Here is a 17324-nt window from a genome sequence, read left to right as displayed (position 1 = left end):
CTAAAGGCCGGCCAGCCGGGTGACGCGTGCGAACCGGCTGGTGGGTCCACAGGCGTCGCGCACCACCGCGACGTCGTCGACGAAGTCGACGTCGGCCAGCGTTTCGACGGTGACCACGTCGATTCCGTTGTCGCGCAATGCCTTCAGGGTGAGATCCCCGGTGTCGGGTGCGGACATCGGCACGGTGCGCAGGCACCGCGCCATCGCGGGCTCCGCGACGCCGAGCACCCACCAACCGCCGTCACGCGCCGGCCCGAGCACGGCCGGCGCCTCGAGCAGCCGGCGCGCGCAACCGGCCAACAGATCCGCGCTCACCTGGGGGGTGTCCATGCCGATCTGCAGCACCGGAAGCCCGCCGGCCGCGTCGGCGTGCGCGTTGACGAGCCGGGCCGCGAAATCCGCACCACGCTGGCCGATCACCGTGAACGACGCGAGCCGCCGGCGGATTTCGGCGGAGTTCGCCGCGGCATCCAGGTCGCCGGTGAGGGCCACCACCCGCGCCGCCGCCGGCGCGGCGGCCACCGCATCGAGCGTGTCAAGCAGTGCGGCGGCGGCGATTTCGGCGGCGACCCGGTCGCCGACGGTCGCCGCGAGCCGCGTCTTGGCCCGCCCCGGTTCGGGCGCCTTCGCGACCACCAGCAGGGTCACCGGAAGCACGCTCACGAAATTACCTTCCAGAAGTCGAGGATCGCGGTGATGCTGCCTCGCAGCGAACCGCTGACCTTCGACTTGCCGCCCGTCCGCGGGCCGTAGCTGACGTCGAGTTCGACGACGCGCCAGCCGGCGGCCGCGGCACGCACCAGCAGTTCCAGCGGATAACCCGAGCGCCGATCAACGACGCCCAGCCGCAGCAGCGCCTCGCGCCGGGCCACGCGCATCGGCGCGATGTCATGCACCGGCAGGCCGTGGCGGGTGCGCAGTCGCCAGCTCATGACCACGGTGCCCACCCTGGCCACCCACGGCCAGTGCAGCCCGGGCACCGGCCGGCGGCGGCCGGTCACCAGGTCGGCGCCGCGCTCGAGCTCGGCGACCAGCCGGGGCAGATCGGCGCCATCCATCGAGCCGTCGGCGTCGATGACCGCCACGATCGGCGTCGTCGCGGCCAGCACACCCGCGTGCACTGCCGAGCCATATCCGGCCCGCGGTTCGACGACGACCTGAGCGCCGTGCCGCCGCGCGACCCCGGCGGTGTCGTCGGTGCTGTTGTTGTCCACCACCAGCGCCCGATAGCCCGCGGGGATGGCGGCCAGCACCGCGGGCAGCGATTCCTCTTCGTCGAGGCAGGGCAGCACCACCGTCACCAGGCCGCGGGTGTCGGTCACGCTCAGAATCCGTGGTGGGAGTGGGGCTCCTGCGGGAACAGCGGCTGCGAATGCGTCGGCGGCTGGGTCTGCTGCGTGTGCGTGGGCGGCGCCTGGGTGGTTGCCCTGGTGCTCGGCGGCTCATGCGTGGTGCTCGGCGGCGAATACGTCGTCGTAGGAGGCGAATACGTCGTCGTCGGCGGCTCATGCGTGGTCGTCGGTGGCGAATACGTCGTCGTCGGCGGCTCATGCGTGGTGGTCGGCGGCGAATACGTCGTCGTAGGAGGCGAATACGTCGTGGTCGGCGGCGTGAAGGTGGGGTGGTAGGGCCCCCATCCCGGAATCGGGATGGGAATCGGAATAGGTATCGGCACAATGGGATTGGGGCGCGGCGCCCAGCCCGGTGCGGGATTCGGCACGACGCCGGGGTTGACCGGCGCCTCGGGAGCGGGGCCCGCGGGCGCGCCGCCTTCCGCCGGCGGTGCGCCATGCTGTGGCGCCGGGACGGTGCCGCCCTGGAATCCGGCGTTGGGCGCATCGGCCGGGGGCGGCGGCAGCGGGGCCTGCTGCTGGCTCGGCAGGATCGGCATGAACTTGCCCGGGGTGCCATTCTGGACGCCCACCACCGGCTGCGCACTGGCCGTCGGGCGAATGGCCACCACGATCGCGGTGGCCAGCGACGCCAACCCGACTACCGCAAAGGCGACGACGGCGTTGCCGATCAGCAGCGATCGCCGCGACAGCTTCGCAGGTGCGTCCTCGTCGAAATCCCCGTACTCGTAGTCGTCGAATTCCGGGTCGTACTCGTCGAATTCGCCCGGGTACTGCTCGCCCTCATCGGCCATCGAATAGGCCAGCTGGTTTTCTTCGGCGTTCGGGTCGGCGACCTCGGGCGACGGCATGACGGTTGTCTCGTCGCCGGTGAGCCCGACTGCCGACGCCATCGCGGTGTCATCCCCGGTGAGCCCCGCCACCGGCGCCATCGCCGTGGCATCGCCGGTCAGGCCGACCGCCGGCGCCATCGCGGTCGCGTCCCCGGGTGGCGGCGCCGCCGACGCGGCGGCTATCGCGGCGCCCCGGGCGAGCGCGAAGGTAGGGTCCTCGGCGACCCGCACCCGCATCGTCGACGCGTCGCGAAGCTCCTCGGCGACACGGTTCAGATCGGGCGACGCGCCGAGCAGATACACGTCCTGCGGGGCGTCGGGGTGGGCGCCCAGGTTCGCCATCATCGTGTGCAACGCGGCCGTCGCGTCGTCGCCCGAGGCGCCCGTCAGCGGCTGGCTGGCCAGCAGGGTCGGCGGCGCATCCGGATCACCGCCGGGCGGATCCACCATCGACAGCGTCGCGGTCGCATCATCCATCACCAGTGCGGCGCCCGGCAGGCCGGCGGCGCGCATCAGGGCGTTCACCGCCTGCGACTCCGAGAGCACTGCGACGTTGTGCACACCGGAATCCTCCAGCGCCCGGCGCAGCTGGTCGGCGGCGGGATGGTCGGTCCAGCACAACCGGGTACCGACCAGCCGGTGGTTCTCGCCGGCCAGCAACCGATTGGTACCGACCACCGTTTCGGTCAGCGTTCCGATCGGATTGTCAGCGAGATCGACGACGGATTGGTCGATCACGTCGGCCCCCTGCGCGCCCGGCCCGACGAGGGCCAAGCGCGCGACGGGTCCGGTGACCGCAACCCCCAAAACCACGTCCATCCCGGTTCTCCTTCACCCCGGCTACCCCGCGACCAGCAATGTCGAAGCATCATTACACTTGCGATACCGTTGGCAGTATCAATCGTTCAGGCGACGAGCTTCGTCTACCAGCGCAGCGTAACCAGCTTTTCGAACGACAGGACGCCTCACCGAAGGATGATCTCCGCTCCAGCAGCCAATCTCAGCCACTGCCAAGGCATCCGATCGGAGAATATGTTCGCAAGCGAGCACTGCACTTCGCCCGGCGGGGTAACTCCTCGCCGAACACCCGAAACGGCGCCGCGAAAATCCGTCCTAGCATCCCGGGAGGCATGGTGAGCCAGAGCAGCGACGACACGCCTACCGGCCCCATCAGCGGTCAGACCCGGCAAGCGCCCGCGCCGCGCATCATCCGCCCGCACGCCACCGGCGTCAGCGCGCCAGAAGCCGCGGGGACGAAGGGGCAGCGGCCCGTGGGTGACCTGACCGCCGTGGCACTGCTGATCCTCGCGGTGTTCCTGCCGTGGAACCTCTACTTCGGCCTGGGCATCCCGGGCAGCAGCGCCGCCCTGTTCGGGGTGCTGATCGTGGTGACGGTGCCGGCCCTCGGCGCCGTCGCGGTCGCCGGTTCCCGGCGGTCGGCAAACGCGCAATTCAACCCCGTGCGGGCCGCCCGGCTGCGCCTCGCGCTCAACGTCCCCTACCTGTTGCTGGTGCTCGCCTTCGTGGTGTTCGACGCGTACGAGACCGTCCGTTTCGGCGGCACGGTCAACGTTCCGGGCGGTGTCGGGCCCGGGGCATGGGCCGGAGTCGCCGGCTCGCTGTTGAGCGCGCAGGCGGTCCCGGCCGGCGCGCTCGCCGGACCGGTCCCGGCGGGCGACCAGACCACCGGGTGGCACCGGGCGGCGCGGGTCATCGGCGTGCTGTCGATGCTCGCGGCGGCGCTCAGTTTCGGCTTCAACCTGTACTGGCGGGTGCGCTACGCGCTGCAAAGCACCGGCGGCGCCGCCGAATTCGGCAAGCAGAACATCGCCGTGATCGCGACCGCGGTGGTGTACGGAGTGGTGGCACTGGTGGCGGTGCTGGCCGCCTCGAGGTGGTTGCTGCGCGACGACCGGGCGGGCCGGCTCACGACGGTCGCCCTCGGCGCCTCGGCCCTGGCCGCCGGAATCCTGGTGTGGTTCTTGCCCGCCGGTCGTGACATCGACGCGTTCCACGGCATCGCGCAGAACACGTCCACGGCGGGCGTCGGATTCGAGGGCTATCTGGCGTGGGCGGCCGGCGCGGCACTGTTCGCGCCGCGGGCGTTGCCCGGTCGCCGGACCGCTTCACCCGAAGAAGAATCCGCCTGGCGCGCGGTGACCCGAAATGGCTTGCTGCTCATCGCCATTTGGTGCATCGGCTCGATGGCGATGCGGATCACCGACCTGCTCGTCGGCGTGACCCTGAACTACCCGTTCTCCCGCTACGACAGCATCGTGCTGGCCGTGTTCGATCTGGCCACCGCGGTCCTGACGATCTGGCTGCGACGCCGGCTGGCCACCCTCTCGGCGAGAACGATCACATCGCTGTGCGGACTCGTGGTCACGCTCAGCGTTGCCCGCGTCGTGGTCGGCGTCGTGCTGGCGCCGCGGTTCGCGGACTCACCCAGTTCGCCTGCGCTGCACCCGGTTTACGGCAACAACCTGGCTCAGCAGATCACCAGCACTTTCGACGTGACGCTGTGCGGCCTGGCCCTGGGCATCCTGGGGGCGGCCATCGTCACCGGGCAGCTGAGCGGTCGACGGCTGGCTCGCCGCGCGGCCCGCAGGCGCGCGGCCGCCGCCAACGCGGCGGCACCGACCACCCGGATACCGTCGCCGGCCAACGCGCCGCGGATCTTCCGCGGCGACGACTCCGCGACGCGCCAGATGCCGGCGCAGAAGCCGCAGATCTACCGGCCCCCGCAGGTCTGACCCTCAGCGCAGGGGCGCGAACGCGAATTCGCGCAGCCCGTCACCCGGTGCGACGGCGGCACGGAAACCCAGCACCTCGGCGGCCCGGGACGGGTCGGCGACGATGTGGCGCACGTCGCCGCTGCGATACTGCCCGGTGACCACCGGCGGCAGCGAGCCGCCGCGCGCGTCGCACAGCGCGCCGGCCACTTCCAGGATCGAAATGGGTTGCCCCGAGCAGACATTGAGTGCGGTGAAACCCTCGCGCTGCTGCGTCGCGGCGACGTTGGCCGCGGCCACGTCGTCGACGTGGACGAAGTCGCGCATCTGCCCACCGTCCTCGAAAACCTTTGGTGCATCGCCCTTTTCCAGAGCCGACCGGAAGATCGCCGCCACCCCGGAGTAGGGGGTGTCGCGCGGCATGCCGGGGCCGTAGACATTGTGGTAGCGCAACGCCACCACCGAACCGCCCGTGGCCTCCGACCACGCCAGCGCGTAGTGCTCCTGTGCGGTCTTGCTGGCGGCGTACAGGCTCCGTGGCCGCAGGCAGGCGCCCTCGTCGACCAGGCGCCAGCGCAGTTCCTCGCCGCCGACCGGGCAACGGTGCTCGAAAATTCCGGCGTCGAGGTCCGCGCGGCGCCGCGGCAGCGGATCCACGGGTCCGTGTTGTTGGCAGCGGTAATTGCCCTGCCCGTACACCACCATCGACGAGGCCAGCACCAAACGCCGGACCCCGGCGGCGAACATCTGCGCCAGCAGGACGGTGGTGGCCAGGTCGTTGTGTCCGCCGTAGGCCGGGGCGTCGGCGGCGTCCACACCCGCGCCCACCATCGCCGCCTGATGGCACACCAGGTCCACGCCGGCCAGCAGCCGCGCCAGCGCGTCGGGGTCGCGCACGTCGACGTTGTGACATCCCTTTGGCAGCACCGGGTTTTGGCCGTGCGCGGCGGGCAGCAGCGCGTCGAGCGCGACCACCTCGTGGCCCGCTTCCCGCAGCGCGGCCCACACCCGCGAACCGATGAAGCCGGCGGCCCCCGTCAGCAGCACCCTCACGGCAGCTCGATGGGCAGGGTGACTCCGGCGTGCGGCAGGCAATGCGTACACGTGCGGTCGGCAGCGACCCGGCCGATGGCCCGGCGGACCAGCGTCTTGATCACCTCGATGTTCTTCGTGAATTCGGCGAACACGTCGACGGCCTTCACGCCCTCGCCGGCGCTCACACCGGCATCCAAGTCGGTCACCAAAGCGATTGCCGCATAACATATTTCGAGCTCACGCGCGAGCACCGACTCCGGATAGCCGGTCATGTTGACCAGCGAGAACCCGGCGGAGGCGAACCACTGGCTTTCGGCGCGGGTGGAAAAGCGCGGCCCCTGGATCACCACCATGGTGCCGCCGTCGGTCACCCCCGGCAGGCCGGTCACCGCGTCGCGCAGCGACGGGCAGTACGGGTCGGCGAAGTCGACGTGGATGCCGCCCGCGTCGAAATAGGTGTCGGCGCGGCCGCCGGTCCGGTCGACCAGCTGGTCGGGCACCACGACGGAGCCCGGGCCGAGTTCGGGTTTGAGGCTGCCGACCGCGCACGGCGCGAGCACCCGGCGCACGCCGAGTCGGCGCAGGGCCCACATGTTGGCCCGGTACGGCACGGTGTGCGCGGAGAATTCGTGCTTGGCGCCGTGGCGCGCCAGGAACGCAACCTCGTGCTCGCCGACAGCGCCGACGGTGATCGGGGCGCTGGGCGGGCCGTAGGGGGTGTCGACGGTGACATCGCGGGAGCCGGATTCGAAGAAGGTGTAAAAGCCGCTGCCGCCGATGACTCCGAGCATCCGCCCATTGTGGTCTATCCCGCCGGAGCGATCGCGGGTGCGGGGCCCGCGGAGTGACGGCCCGCATGCTGGCAGGATGTTCGTGTGGCCAATCTGGGACAGTGGATTTCCGGCGCGCGGCCGCGGACGTTGCCCAACGCGGTGGCGCCGGTTGTCGCCGGAACCGGCGCGGCGGCGTGGCTGCACTCCGCGGTGTGGTGGAGGGCGCTGCTGGCGCTGGCCGTCGCGCTCGCGCTGACCGTCGGCGTCAACTACGCCAACGACTACTCCGACGGCATCCGGGGCACCGATGACGACCGGGCCGGACCGGTGCGCCTGGTCGGCTCGCGGCTGGCGGCGCCGCGGGCGGTGCTGGCCGCCGCGGTCGCCAGCCTCACCGTCGGGGCCCTCGCCGGGGTTGCGCTGGCACTGTTCAGCGCGCCGTGGTTGATCGCGGTCGGAGCGGCATGCATCGCCGGCGCGTGGCTGTACACCGGCGGGTCGAAACCTTACGGCTACGCCGGTTTTGGCGAGATCGCGGTGTTCCTGTTTTTCGGGCTCGTCGCCGTGCTGGGCACCCAGTACACCCAGGCGCTGCGGGTGGACTGGGTGGGCGTCGTGCTGGCGGTGTCGGTCGGGGCGTTGTCCTCCTCGGTGCTGGTGGCCAACAACCTGCGCGACATCCCGACGGATGCGCGGTCGGGAAAGATCACCCTGGCGGTGCGGCTGGGCGATGCCCGCACCCGCATCCTGTACCAGGCGCTGCTGGCGACGGCCGGGATGCTGACCCTGGTGCTCATGCTGGCGACACCGTGGTGCGCCGTCGGGTTGGTGGCGACGCCGCTGGCCCTGCGCGCGGCGGCCCCGGTGCGATCCGGCCGCGGCGGCCCGGAGCTGATCCCGGTGCTGCGCGATACCGGGTTGGCGATGGTGGTGTGGGCGATCGCGGTGGCCGCGGCGCTGGCGCTGGCGACCTGAGCGTTCGGGCGAGGCTGTCGGTGGGGTACTTTTGCGTTTGCTGGGGCGATAGCGAAGGACCGCGATGAAGCAGATTGCCGCGACCAGCGGGCCCACCAACGTCGGCTTGCTCAGCGTGGGGTCGTACCGGCCCGAGCGGGTGGTCACCAACGACGAGATCTGCCGGAACATCGACTCGTCCGACGAGTGGATCTACTCACGAACCGGAATCAAGACCCGCCGGTTCGCCCGGCGCGACGAGTCGGCGGGCTCCATGGCCGTCGCGGCCGGGCGGGAGGCGATCGCCAAGGCCGGCCTCGAGCCGTCCGACATCGACTGCGTCATCGTCGCCACCAGCACGCATTTCTTACAGACCCCCGCGTGCGCGCCCGCGGTCGCGACGGAGGTGGGCGCCACCGGCGTGCCCGCTTTCGACATCTCGGCCGGGTGCGCCGGCTTCGGCTACGCGCTGGCCGTGGCGGCCGACATGGTCCGTGCCGGGACGGCAGCCAAGGTGCTGGTGCTGGGTTCGGAGAAGCTGTCGCCCACGGTGGACATGCGGGACCGGAGCAACTGCTTCATCTTCGCCGACGGTGCCGCCGGAGTGGTGGTGGGCGAGACGCCGGAGCAGGGCATCGGCCCCACCATCTGGGGTAGCGACGGCGCACAGGCCACCGCCATCCGCCAGGACATCGACTGGATCGACTACACCGAGAACCCGACGGGCGAGCGCCCATACCTGCGCCTCGAAGGCAGCGCGGTGTTTCGGTGGGCGGCGTTCGAGATGGGCAAAGTCGGCCGGCAGGCCATGGACGCGGCGGGCGTCCGGCCCGAGGAGATCGACGTGTTTCTGCCGCACCAGGCCAACAGCCGGATCAACGAGGTGCTGGTCAAGAGCCTCGAGCTGCGTCCGGATGCGGTGGTGGCCAACGACATCGAGCACACGGGGAACACCTCGGCGGCGTCGATCCCCCTGGCGATGGCCGAGCTGCTGGCGACCGGCGCGGCCAAGGCAGGCGACTTGGCCCTGCTCCTCGGCTACGGCGCCGGCCTGAGCTATGCCGTACAGGTGGTGCGGCTACCGCACGGCTAACCGCGCCCGGATTCGCCACCCTCGTCGGGCGGGGCCTCCCCGTCCAGCCGGGCCTGCAGCAGTTCACGCTCGCGGCGGCGTCGTTCCCCGGCAATCGCGAGCGCGGCGGTGGCCCGCAGGCGCAGCGGGGCGAACACCCAGATGCCCAGCGGCATCGCGATGATGAGGGCGAACAGCACGGCCACCACGATCGGGAACTGTGTGATGCCCGCCAAACGCGCGACACCGTAGATCACGCCGGTGAGCACGACCGCCAGCAGCACCCGCGCCGCCATGTACGCCGCCACGGGGCCGGCGACGCGGTTCTTGCCGCGTTGGGCGGTGTCCTCGCTCACAGGGTGGTTCTCGGAGCTCCCGGAGCTTTCGTCGTCGGCTTCGTGTGACACAGGCAGAGCCTACGACGCGGGTATATTCGCCCCAAGGAGGTGTTGCGTGCTCTACCTGCTGCTCGTCATGATTCTGGGGACGCTGGTCTACGTCGGCTGGCGTGCGGCGCGGTCACAGACTCACCGGCCGAAGACGCGCGTCATCGGGCCCGACGACGATCCAGAGTTCTTGCGGCGGTTGGGCCACGGCGACAACAACCCGCGTTAGATCAGCGTTAGATCGACGGCGGCCGCCTGCCGGTCGCTAGCCCAGCACTCCCGGGTTGTGCTGGTCGCCGGGGAACCCGTCGGCGACGATGGCGGCCAACTCGGTGAGCGCCACCCGCGTCGGGCGCCGCAACCGGTCCAGGTCGATCTCGGCGCCCTCTTCCAGGTGCGGGTCGAACGGCACCAGCTGCACCGCCCGGCAGCGCCGAGAGAAGTGCTCGATCACCTTGTTCATGTCGACCTTGCCCGCGCGTGGCTTCACCCCGTTGATGACGGCAATGGAATTGCGGACCAGGTCTTCGTGGCCATGGGCGTCCAGCCAGTCCAGCGTCGCCGAGGCGCTGCGCGCGCCGTCGATGGACGCCGAGCTGACCACGATGAGGGCGTCGGACTTGTCCAGCACCGAGTTCATCACCGAGTGCAGCAGCCCGGGCCCGCAGTCGGTGAGCACCAGGCCGTAGAACCGTTCCAGGATGTCCAGGATCCGCGCGTAATCGTTGGCGCTGAACGCTTCTGACATGCCGGGATCCGTTTCGGACGCCAGCACCTCCAGGCCGCTCGGACCCTTGGACGTGTAGCGGCGTACATCGCTGTAGCGCTCGATGGTTCCGGCGTCGTGCAACAGCTGGCGCACCGTCGCGGCCGTCTCCAGCGGGATCTTCTGGCTCAGCGTGCCGCGGTCGGGGTTGGCGTCCACCGCCACCACGCGGTCACCGCGGATGGAGGCGAAGGTCGCGCCCAGCGTCGCGGCGATCGTGGTCTTGCCGACGCCGCCCTTCAACGACAGGAAGGCCACCCGGTAGGAACCCCGCAGCGGCCGGTTCACCTGGGCGACGAGGTTGTTGTACTTGGCGGCCCGTGGGCTCTCGCCCAGGTTGATCAGCCCGCCGGACAGCTTGAACAGCAGCAGCCGCCACCCATCGGAGGGCGGTGGGGCGACCGGCCGCAGCAACATGCCGGTCGACAGTTCCGGGTACGGCGTGTGGGGCAGGTGCTGGGGACGCTGCGGGGGCGCGGGCGGCTGGGCGGGCGGCGCGTCCGGACCCGCGTAGTAGGCGCCGTACGCCGTCGGGTCGACGCGCGGGATGCCGGTCACCGGCGTGGAGTCCCAGGGCGGCATTGCACCCGGCCTGGGCGCGGTGGGGGGCGCCGCATGCTGGCCCTCGGGTTGGGGAACGCGGCGTTCGGTGCGGAAGCCGGCGAAAGCTCGGGTCGGGGCGTCCCCACCTGAGCCAACCGAGCCGCCCGCACCCGCCGAGCCACCTGAACCCGCCGAGCCACCCGGGCCGGCCGTTCCGGTCGGCCGGTCGACGCCCTCCTGCGGGTCCGCCACCGACGCTGCCTGCGGCGGTATCTGCGTCGTCGGTTGGTCGGGCACTCCCACGCCCGCCGTTGGATGCTCGGTCACTGCACTCCCCTTTGTTGCGCGTATTTCCCGTGTCGTGCGTTATTCGGGGCGGTCGTTGCCCTGTCTACCCGACGCCCGCATAAGAATGCAGGCCCACGGTGACCAGGTTAACGAAGAACAAGTTGAAGACCATGGCCACAAACCCGGCGACGTTGATCCAGGCGGCTCTCCTGTCCCGCCATCCCGCCGTCGACCTGGCGTGCAGATACGCGGCGTAAATCACCCAGGCGACAAAAGACACAGTTTCTTTGGGATCCCAGCCCCAATACCGGCCCCAGGCTTCCTCGGCCCAGATGGCGCCGAAAATCACGCCGAAACCGAACACCGGAAAAGCGAAGATCGTCGTGCGATAGGCGATGCGATCCAGCGTCTGCGCATCGGGGAACCGCTGCACCAGCCGGCTGAGCGCGCTGTGCTCGGCGCGGTCGGGGTCTGCCAGCGACGAGGTGCGCAACAGAAACAGGATGCTGGCGATGCCGGCGACCAGGAACACCCCCGACCCCAGGCTGACCACCGACACGTGGATGGGCAGCCAGTAGGACTGCAGGGCGGGCATCACCGGCGCGGCGTTGGTGTAGAGCCAGCGCCCCGAAACCGTGAGCAGGATCAGCACCGGCAGCAGCAGGAACACCCACAGCGGGCGGTATTGCGGGCGGCGCAGCACGATCGCCCCGGCGACCAGGCCGCACAGGCAGGTCAGGTTGATGAATTCGTACATGTTGCCCCACGGCACCCGCAGGGTCGCCAGGCCGCGCAGCACCAGGCAGGCCAGCAGCAACCCGGTGCCCAGGTACGCCACGGACAGCCCGGCGCGGCCGACCCGCTCGTCGATCGGGCGTCCGGCCGCCTCGTCCACCACGCCGGGGGCAACGGAGTCGGCGCTCACGGCACCCGCCGGCACCCGGGCGCGCTCATCCGCGCGGCGCGACCCCGCGTAGGCCAGCTCGAAGGCCAGCAGGAGCAGCGCGATGACCAGCGCCACCACCGCCGACGTGAACGCCCAGTCGGAATAGCGAGCCAGCTCGATGTTGACGTGCACCGTGTTCATTTGACGTCCACCTCAGAACTCCTCTTGGACGCTGCGGGTGTCGCGTCGCCGCGCGACGCGGTGGGTGTCGCTTGGCCGGCGGCGCCGGGTTCGCCGAGGACCAGCCGCTGGGACAGCCGCTCGAACTCGTCGCCCCAACCGGAGTTGTCGGTGCGCGCGAGGCCGCCCAGTTCGACGTTCACCGTACCGGGCGACCCGCCGGCGCCGGGCGCCAGACGGACCCACACCCGGCGACGCCGCACCAGCAACGAGACCACCAGGCCGCCCATCATCGTGATGGCGAAGACGAGCACCCAGGTCTGGCCGGGATCGTGCGAGACCTGCAGGTTGACGAACGGGACGGCGCCGTCGAAGCGGATCACGGTGCCCGCCGCCGGCCCCTGGTCGATCCGGACCGACTGGCCCGCCCGCAGGTTGACCCGCTTCTCCCTGGTCAGCCGGTGCTGCTCGATCAGGCGGGGATCCAGGGTGAACAGCGACTGCGGCCGCCCGGTGTCCAGCCCGGTGTCGCCCCGGTAGATGTCGACGGCGACCGCCGGGGCGTCCAGCGCCGGGAAGCGCGAGGACAACAGCGCGCCGTCGAGCTGCTCGGTCGGGGCCAGCAGGCCCTGGATGGCGATCTGGTGGTCGCGGCGCTGCGCGGCGCTGGGGTAGCTGCCGGCGGGCGGATCGATGCGGACCACGCCGGACGAGAGCAGGGTCTGCGGGTTGTCGGGCCGCCACTGCACGGTCGCCGTGCGGATCTGCCCGTCCGGGAAGGTGACGCTGAAGGTCGGCGCGTAGCCGTGTCCCTGCAGGTAGACCCGGTCACCGCCGAGCCGCAGCGGGTGATTGACCTCCAGCCGGTAGTGCCGCCAGGTGTTCGCCGTCAGGTCCCGCCCGGACTGGTAGTCGATGTCCGCGGCGAACGACGTGGCCTGCCCGGACGGCAGGTAGTGCGCGGCGAAGTCGTCGACCCGGATGCACATCGGGTGCAGCGAGGTGCCGTCGACGGTGTTGCCTGCCCGGAACGAGTCGAACGCGGCCGGTGACGCCGAACAGAAGCCGGGGCCCCCGTCGGCGATGACGATGACGTTGCCCTCGTAGCCGAACAGCTTGCCGACGGCCACCGCGACCAGCAGTCCGAGTAGTGAGAAGTGGAAGACGATGTTGCCGAACTCGCGCAGGTAGCCCTTCTCGGCGGAGATCTCGACGACGTCGGCAGCGCCGGGTTCGGCGCCGTCCTGATGGCGGATGGCGGTGCGCCACCCGCGCAGCCGTCGAGCCAGCGTGTTCGCCAGGGCGTTGAGTTCGTCCGCGTCCGCCTCGACCTGGTAACTGGCGTGCTTGGGCAACCGGGCAAGGTTGCGCGGCGCGGCCACCGGGGTGGACCGCAGGCTGCGGACGTGCTCGATCATCCGCGGGGTGAGGCAGCCGACCAGCGACACGAACAGCAGCACATAGACGGCGGTGAACCAGAAGCTGGAGAACACGTTGAACGCCTGCAACCGGTCCAGCCACGGCCCGATCACCGGGTGGGCCTTCAGGTAGTCGTCGACCTTGCCGGCGTTGAGGCTGCGCTGCGGCAGCAGCGCCCCCGGTATCGCGCCGAGCGCGAGCAGAAACAGCAGTACCAGCGCGGTGCCCATCGAGGTCAGCGCGCGCCAGGTGTTGCGTGCCCAAGCGAGTACCTGCCTCAAATCGGCAACCTCACGTCGGAGACGAACGCGTCGCGCAGCCACGCGATGAAGTCGTTCCACACCCCGGTGACCAGCAGCGCGCCGACCGTGATGAGCAGGACGCCGCCGAAGATCTGAATGGCCCGGGTGTGGCGGCGCAGCCAGGCCAGGCCCCCCACCGCGCCCGCCGAGCCGAATGCCAGCAGCACGAACGGGACGCCCAGGCCCAGGCAGTAGGCGATCACCAACACGATCCCGCGCGCCACGCTGGCACCGTCGGTGGCCGAGGCGACGGTGATCACGCCGGCCAGCGTCGGGCCCAGGCACGGCGTCCAGCCCAGGGCGAACACCGCGCCCAGCACCGGCGCCCCGACGACCGTGGTGAGCCGGCGTGGGCTGAACCGGGCCTGGCCCTGCAGGGCCGGGATGAGGCCGACGAACACCAGCCCCATGACGATGGTCAGCACTCCCCCGGCCCGTTGCAGCAGCAGTTGGTTGCTGATCAGTGTGGTCGTCATGCCCAGGACGGCGACGGTGCCCAGCACGAACACGGTGGTGAACCCGGCGACGAACAAGGCCGCGGATCCTGCGACGCGCCAGCGGGCGCCCGGCGGCGCCGCGATCTCCCCGTTCGGCGGTTGTTCGTCCACGCCGACGACCGCGGCCAGGTACGACAGATAGCCGGGCACCAGCGGCACCACGCACGGCGAGGCGAACGACACCAGGCCTGCCAGCAGGCAGACGCCGAGGGCCACCAGAAGCGGTCCGGCGGCGGCGATCTGGGTGAATCCGGTCACTGTTCTCGCGCCAACCGCTGCACCACGGGCTGCAGGTCGGTCCCCAGCAGTTCTCGTAGGAAGACCGCCGCGACGCGGTGCTGGCGGTCCAGGACCAGCGTGGACGGGATCACGGTGGTGGGGTACTTGCCGCCGAACGCGATCAGCGTGCGCATCGCCGGGTCGTAGATGGACGGGTAGGTCACCTGGCGGTCGTTGACGAAGTCCAGCGCGGCCTGCCGGTTGTTGTCCCGGACGTCGATGCCCAGGAAGGACACCCCGGCGTCGCGGGTGGCGTCGTATACCCGCTGCAGCTGGGTGACCTCGGCCCGGCACGGCCCGCACCACTGCCCCCAGACGTTGATGACCACCACCCGGCCCGCGAAGATCGGATCGTCCAGCGACAGCGTGTGCGCGGCGTCGGTCAGGTCGGGCCCGGCCAGCGGGCCGGGGCGGCCGCGGCTGGACGGCGGGTCGTAGTAGATGTCGGTCTTGCCGCCGGGCGAGACGAATTCGAAGGTGCCGCCCTGGGCGACGGCGTCGCGCCCCGAGGAGCAGCCGACGAGCACAGCGGGGAGCAGCGCCATCAGCACCGCCCCGGCCATCGCCCGTCGGCGCGTGGGCAAAGCGCCACTCCTCCTCATCGCTGCGCTCTGCATCGTCGTCGGCGCGTGATCAACGCGCCGCCGGTTCGCTGTACTCGACGTCGAGCAGCCTGTCGCCGTCGTAGACCAGTGTCGTCACCGACGCGAGCCCGCATTCGCGGCGGCGGGGGTTGTGCCACAGCCGCCGGCCGGTCACGTGCAGCCGCAGCGTCCACACCGGCAACTGGTGGCTGACGCACACCACCTCGTGGCCGGCGGCGCGGGCGCGGGCCTTGTCCGCCGCCGTCTGCATCCGGGCCGCGATCTGGACGTACGGTTCACCCCAGGACGGCCGGAAGGGGTTGCGCAGCTGCCACCAGAACCGCGGGTCGCGCCAGGCGCCGTCGCCCGGGCCCATCGGCTTGCCCTCGAAGAAGTTGGCCGATTCGATCAGATCCGGGTCGGTGTCCACGGCCAGTTTGTGCGCGGCGGCGATCGGTGCGGCGGTTTCCTGGGCCCGCTGCAACGGCGAGGCGATCACCGCGACGACGTCGCGGCCGGCCAGCGCTTCGGCCACGGCGGCCGCTTGTGCGCGGCCGTTGTCGGAGAGGTGAAATCCGGGCAGCCGGCCGTAGAGGATGCCGGTCGGGTTGTACACCTCGCCGTGGCGCACGACGTGCACCCGGGTGCGCTCGGCCATCAGGACTTGCCCTCCTCGGCGTCGGCGGCGGCCCGGGCCGCGGCGGGCAGGGCGGCGGCGATCCGGTCGAATGCGTTGTCGTCCAACGCGGTTGAGACGAACCACGCCTCGAACGCGCTGCACGGCGGGTACACGCCCGCGTCCAGCAGCGCATGGAAGAACGGCGGGTAGCGCCAGGTCTGGGTGGCCCGCGCGGACGCGAAGTCCGTCACCGGCTTTTCGGAGAAGAACAAGCTGAGCATGTTTCCCGCTCGCGGAATCTGGTGTGCCACACCGGCATTGGTGAGTGACTCGGAGAACAGTGCGGCCAGGCGATCGGCGTTGGCGTCCAGCGCGGCGTAGGCGGCGGCGTCGGCATTGCGCAGGGTGGCCAGCCCGGCGGCCATCGCCACCGGGTTACCCGAGAGCGTGCCGGCCTGATACACCGGGCCCAGTGGGGCCAGCCGTTCCATCACCTGGGCCCGGCCGCCGAACGCGGCGGCCGGCAGGCCGCCACTCATCACCTTGCCGAAGGTGAACAGGTCGGCCTCGACGGGATCGATTCCGTACCAACCGCTTCGGCTCACCCTGAAGCCCGTCATCACCTCGTCGACGATCAGCAGCGCGCCGTGCTCGGCGGTGATCGCGCGCAAGGCCGCGTTGTAGCCGGGCGCGGGCGGGACCACACCCATGTTGCCGGGGCTGGCCTCGGTGATCACCGCCGCGATCTGTTCGCCGAACCGGGCGAAGGCCTCTCGCACGGCGTCGATGTCGTTGTAGGGCAACACGATCGTGTCGGCGGCCGTCGCGCCGGTGACTCCCGGCGAGGACGGCAGGCCCAGAGTCGCCACCCCGGAGCCCGCGTCGGCAAGCAGCGCGTCGACGTGGCCGTGGTAGCAGCCGGAGAACTTGACCACCTTGGGCCGGCCGGTGAAGCCGCGGGCCAACCGCACCGCGCTCATGGTCGCCTCGGTGCCGGAGTTGACCAACCGGATGCGCTCGACCGGCGCCACCCGCCCGATCATCTCGGCGGCCAGCTCGCTCTCGGCAGGCGTCGGCGCCCCGAACGACAAACCCGACGCGGCGGCCGTGGCGACGGCCTCGACGACGGCGGGGTGCGCGTGACCCAGGATCATCGGGCCCCACGAGCACACCAGGTCCACGTAGCGGTTGCCGTCGGCGTCGGTCAGCTCGCACCCGTGCGCCCCGGTGATGAACGGCGGCGTCCCCCCCACGGCGCTGAACGCGCGGACCGGAGAGTTCACGCCGCCGGGAATGACGGCGCAGGCATCCTCGAACAGCCGGGCCGACGCCGCCCTGGCTCCGGTGGCGAGCGCGATCGCCTGATCACTGCTTCCCATGACGACTAGTGTCCCAGCCCGCGCGGGCCATTCCACTACAGGGTGTAGCAGAACCGGCCGGTCAGCGGGTCAGGCCTGTTGCCGGTCGGCTTCCTGCGCCTTCTGGTAGTCGCGACGGGCCGATTCCCGCTCCTTCTCCGCGGCGCGTCGATGGGCGGCGACGTCACCGAGCCCCTCTTTGACCGCGAGCTCGTGGACTTCGGCGGCCCGCTCGTGGGCGGCGGCGGCTTCGTACTGGCGCTGCAGCTCCCGGTCGCGGGCATCCTGGTCGCGGGCGTGGGCGTGCTCGGCGCGCTCGCTGGCGCGCCGAGCGTCGGCCGCGGTGACGGGCTTGCGGTCGGCAAGTTCGCGCCCCCGGCGCAGCAACTCCTCGGCGCGGGTGGCCGCCTCTTTGCCCGCTTTGTCGCCCATGACAAGACAGTAGACCCGTCGGGCGCAGTTTGCC

Annotated in this window: 18 protein-coding genes; 4 read left to right on the top strand and 14 right to left on the bottom strand. The window is 71.1% G+C overall.

Going from position 1 to position 17324, the window contains the following annotated elements; translation table 11 throughout:
* Genes OQ789_RS06060 through OQ789_RS06050 form a run of 3 tightly spaced genes read right to left on the bottom strand, consistent with a single transcriptional unit; the run spans position 1 to position 3004 of the window.
* Positions 1 to 663 carry a TIGR04282 family arsenosugar biosynthesis glycosyltransferase gene (locus OQ789_RS06060; RefSeq protein WP_324684180.1) on the bottom strand — a complete coding sequence of 221 codons (663 nt, stop codon included), beginning with the start codon at positions 661 to 663 and terminating at the stop codon, positions 1 to 3.
* Positions 660 to 1322 (bottom strand): glycosyltransferase family 2 protein, encoded by a 663-nt coding sequence (locus OQ789_RS06055; RefSeq protein WP_324684179.1) that lies wholly within the window; start codon positions 1320 to 1322, stop codon positions 660 to 662. The genes OQ789_RS06060 and OQ789_RS06055 overlap by 4 nt, the downstream gene beginning before the upstream one ends.
* A 2-nt stretch (positions 1323 to 1324) precedes the next feature.
* Complete coding sequence (locus OQ789_RS06050; protein WP_324684178.1) at positions 1325 to 3004, bottom strand: hypothetical protein; 1680 nt, start codon at positions 3002 to 3004, stop codon at positions 1325 to 1327.
* Positions 3005 to 3315: 311 nt separating this feature from the next.
* Here OQ789_RS06050 and OQ789_RS06045 point away from each other — a divergent pair, with 311 nt between their 5' ends.
* Complete coding sequence (locus tag OQ789_RS06045) at positions 3316 to 4938, top strand: hypothetical protein (RefSeq protein ID WP_324684177.1); 1623 nt, start codon at positions 3316 to 3318, stop codon at positions 4936 to 4938.
* A 3-nt stretch (positions 4939 to 4941) separates the two neighbouring features.
* Here the strand turns inward: OQ789_RS06045 and OQ789_RS06040 are convergent, their stop codons facing one another.
* Together OQ789_RS06040 and OQ789_RS06035 are read right to left on the bottom strand one after the other, a co-directional pair.
* Positions 4942 to 5970, bottom strand: a complete 1029-nt coding sequence (locus tag OQ789_RS06040) for an NAD-dependent epimerase/dehydratase family protein (protein ID WP_324684175.1) — start codon at positions 5968 to 5970, stop codon at positions 4942 to 4944.
* Positions 5967 to 6743: an S-methyl-5'-thioadenosine phosphorylase gene (locus OQ789_RS06035; protein ID WP_324684173.1), complete on the bottom strand. Its 777-nt coding sequence runs from the start codon at positions 6741 to 6743 to the stop codon at positions 5967 to 5969. Before OQ789_RS06035 ends, OQ789_RS06040 begins: the two co-directional genes overlap by 4 nt.
* A gap of 84 nt (positions 6744 to 6827) precedes the next feature.
* On the opposite strand from OQ789_RS06035, the gene OQ789_RS06030 reads away from it, so the two are divergent.
* The gene (locus OQ789_RS06030) at positions 6828 to 7700 is read left to right on the top strand and encodes a 1,4-dihydroxy-2-naphthoate polyprenyltransferase (RefSeq protein ID WP_324684172.1); all 873 of its coding nucleotides are present in this window, start codon (positions 6828 to 6830) and stop codon (positions 7698 to 7700) included.
* Positions 7701 to 7764: 64 nt separating this feature from the next.
* Positions 7765 to 8772, top strand: coding sequence for a beta-ketoacyl-ACP synthase III (locus OQ789_RS06025; protein WP_324684171.1), 1008 nt, complete (start codon positions 7765 to 7767; stop codon positions 8770 to 8772).
* On the opposite strand, the gene OQ789_RS06020 is transcribed toward OQ789_RS06025, so the two are convergent.
* Positions 8769 to 9158, bottom strand: coding sequence for a DUF4229 domain-containing protein (locus OQ789_RS06020; RefSeq protein ID WP_420716045.1), 390 nt, complete (start codon positions 9156 to 9158; stop codon positions 8769 to 8771). The two genes, OQ789_RS06025 and OQ789_RS06020, sit on opposite strands and share 4 nt — an antisense overlap.
* A gap of 46 nt (positions 9159 to 9204) precedes the next feature.
* On the opposite strand from OQ789_RS06020, the gene OQ789_RS06015 reads away from it, so the two are divergent.
* Positions 9205 to 9366, top strand: a complete 162-nt coding sequence (locus OQ789_RS06015; protein ID WP_324684169.1) for a hypothetical protein — start codon at positions 9205 to 9207, stop codon at positions 9364 to 9366.
* A gap of 36 nt (positions 9367 to 9402) precedes the next feature.
* On the opposite strand, the gene OQ789_RS06010 is transcribed toward OQ789_RS06015, so the two are convergent.
* From OQ789_RS06010 to OQ789_RS05975, 8 genes are all read right to left on the bottom strand, one after another.
* On the bottom strand, positions 9403 to 10773 hold the full coding sequence (locus tag OQ789_RS06010; protein WP_324684167.1) for a MinD/ParA family protein: 1371 nt from the start codon (positions 10771 to 10773) through the stop codon (positions 9403 to 9405).
* Positions 10774 to 10837: 64 nt separating this feature from the next.
* Positions 10838 to 11821, bottom strand: coding sequence for a c-type cytochrome biogenesis protein CcsB (gene ccsB / locus OQ789_RS06005; RefSeq protein ID WP_324684166.1), 984 nt, complete (start codon positions 11819 to 11821; stop codon positions 10838 to 10840).
* Entirely contained in the window at positions 11818 to 13449 is a 1632-nt protein-coding gene (locus OQ789_RS06000) for a cytochrome c biogenesis protein ResB (protein ID WP_324684257.1), read from the bottom strand. Before OQ789_RS06000 ends, ccsB begins: the two co-directional genes overlap by 4 nt.
* A gap of 47 nt (positions 13450 to 13496) precedes the next feature.
* The gene (locus OQ789_RS05995) at positions 13497 to 14276 is read right to left on the bottom strand and encodes a cytochrome c biogenesis CcdA family protein (RefSeq protein WP_324684164.1); all 780 of its coding nucleotides are present in this window, start codon (positions 14274 to 14276) and stop codon (positions 13497 to 13499) included.
* Positions 14273 to 14860 carry a TlpA disulfide reductase family protein gene (locus OQ789_RS05990; protein WP_324684255.1) on the bottom strand — a complete coding sequence of 196 codons (588 nt, stop codon included), beginning with the start codon at positions 14858 to 14860 and terminating at the stop codon, positions 14273 to 14275. Before OQ789_RS05990 ends, OQ789_RS05995 begins: the two co-directional genes overlap by 4 nt.
* Before the next feature lie 70 nt (positions 14861 to 14930).
* Positions 14931 to 15539: a histidine phosphatase family protein gene (locus OQ789_RS05985; RefSeq protein ID WP_324684163.1), complete on the bottom strand. Its 609-nt coding sequence runs from the start codon at positions 15537 to 15539 to the stop codon at positions 14931 to 14933.
* On the bottom strand, positions 15539 to 16879 hold the full coding sequence (hemL, locus tag OQ789_RS05980; RefSeq protein WP_324684161.1) for a glutamate-1-semialdehyde 2,1-aminomutase: 1341 nt from the start codon (positions 16877 to 16879) through the stop codon (positions 15539 to 15541). Before hemL ends, OQ789_RS05985 begins: the two co-directional genes overlap by 1 nt.
* Before the next feature lie 69 nt (positions 16880 to 16948).
* Entirely contained in the window at positions 16949 to 17290 is a 342-nt protein-coding gene (locus OQ789_RS05975; RefSeq protein ID WP_324684159.1) for a hypothetical protein, read from the bottom strand.
* Positions 17291 to 17324: the final 34 nt, after the last annotated feature.

It is taken from the genome of Mycobacterium sp. 94-17, assembly GCF_035617725.1.
In the GTDB taxonomy this organism is placed as follows: domain Bacteria; phylum Actinomycetota; class Actinomycetes; order Mycobacteriales; family Mycobacteriaceae; genus Mycobacterium.
The sequence above is the reverse complement of the archived record's forward strand: the minus strand, read 5'-3'. Positions and strand labels throughout refer to the sequence as shown.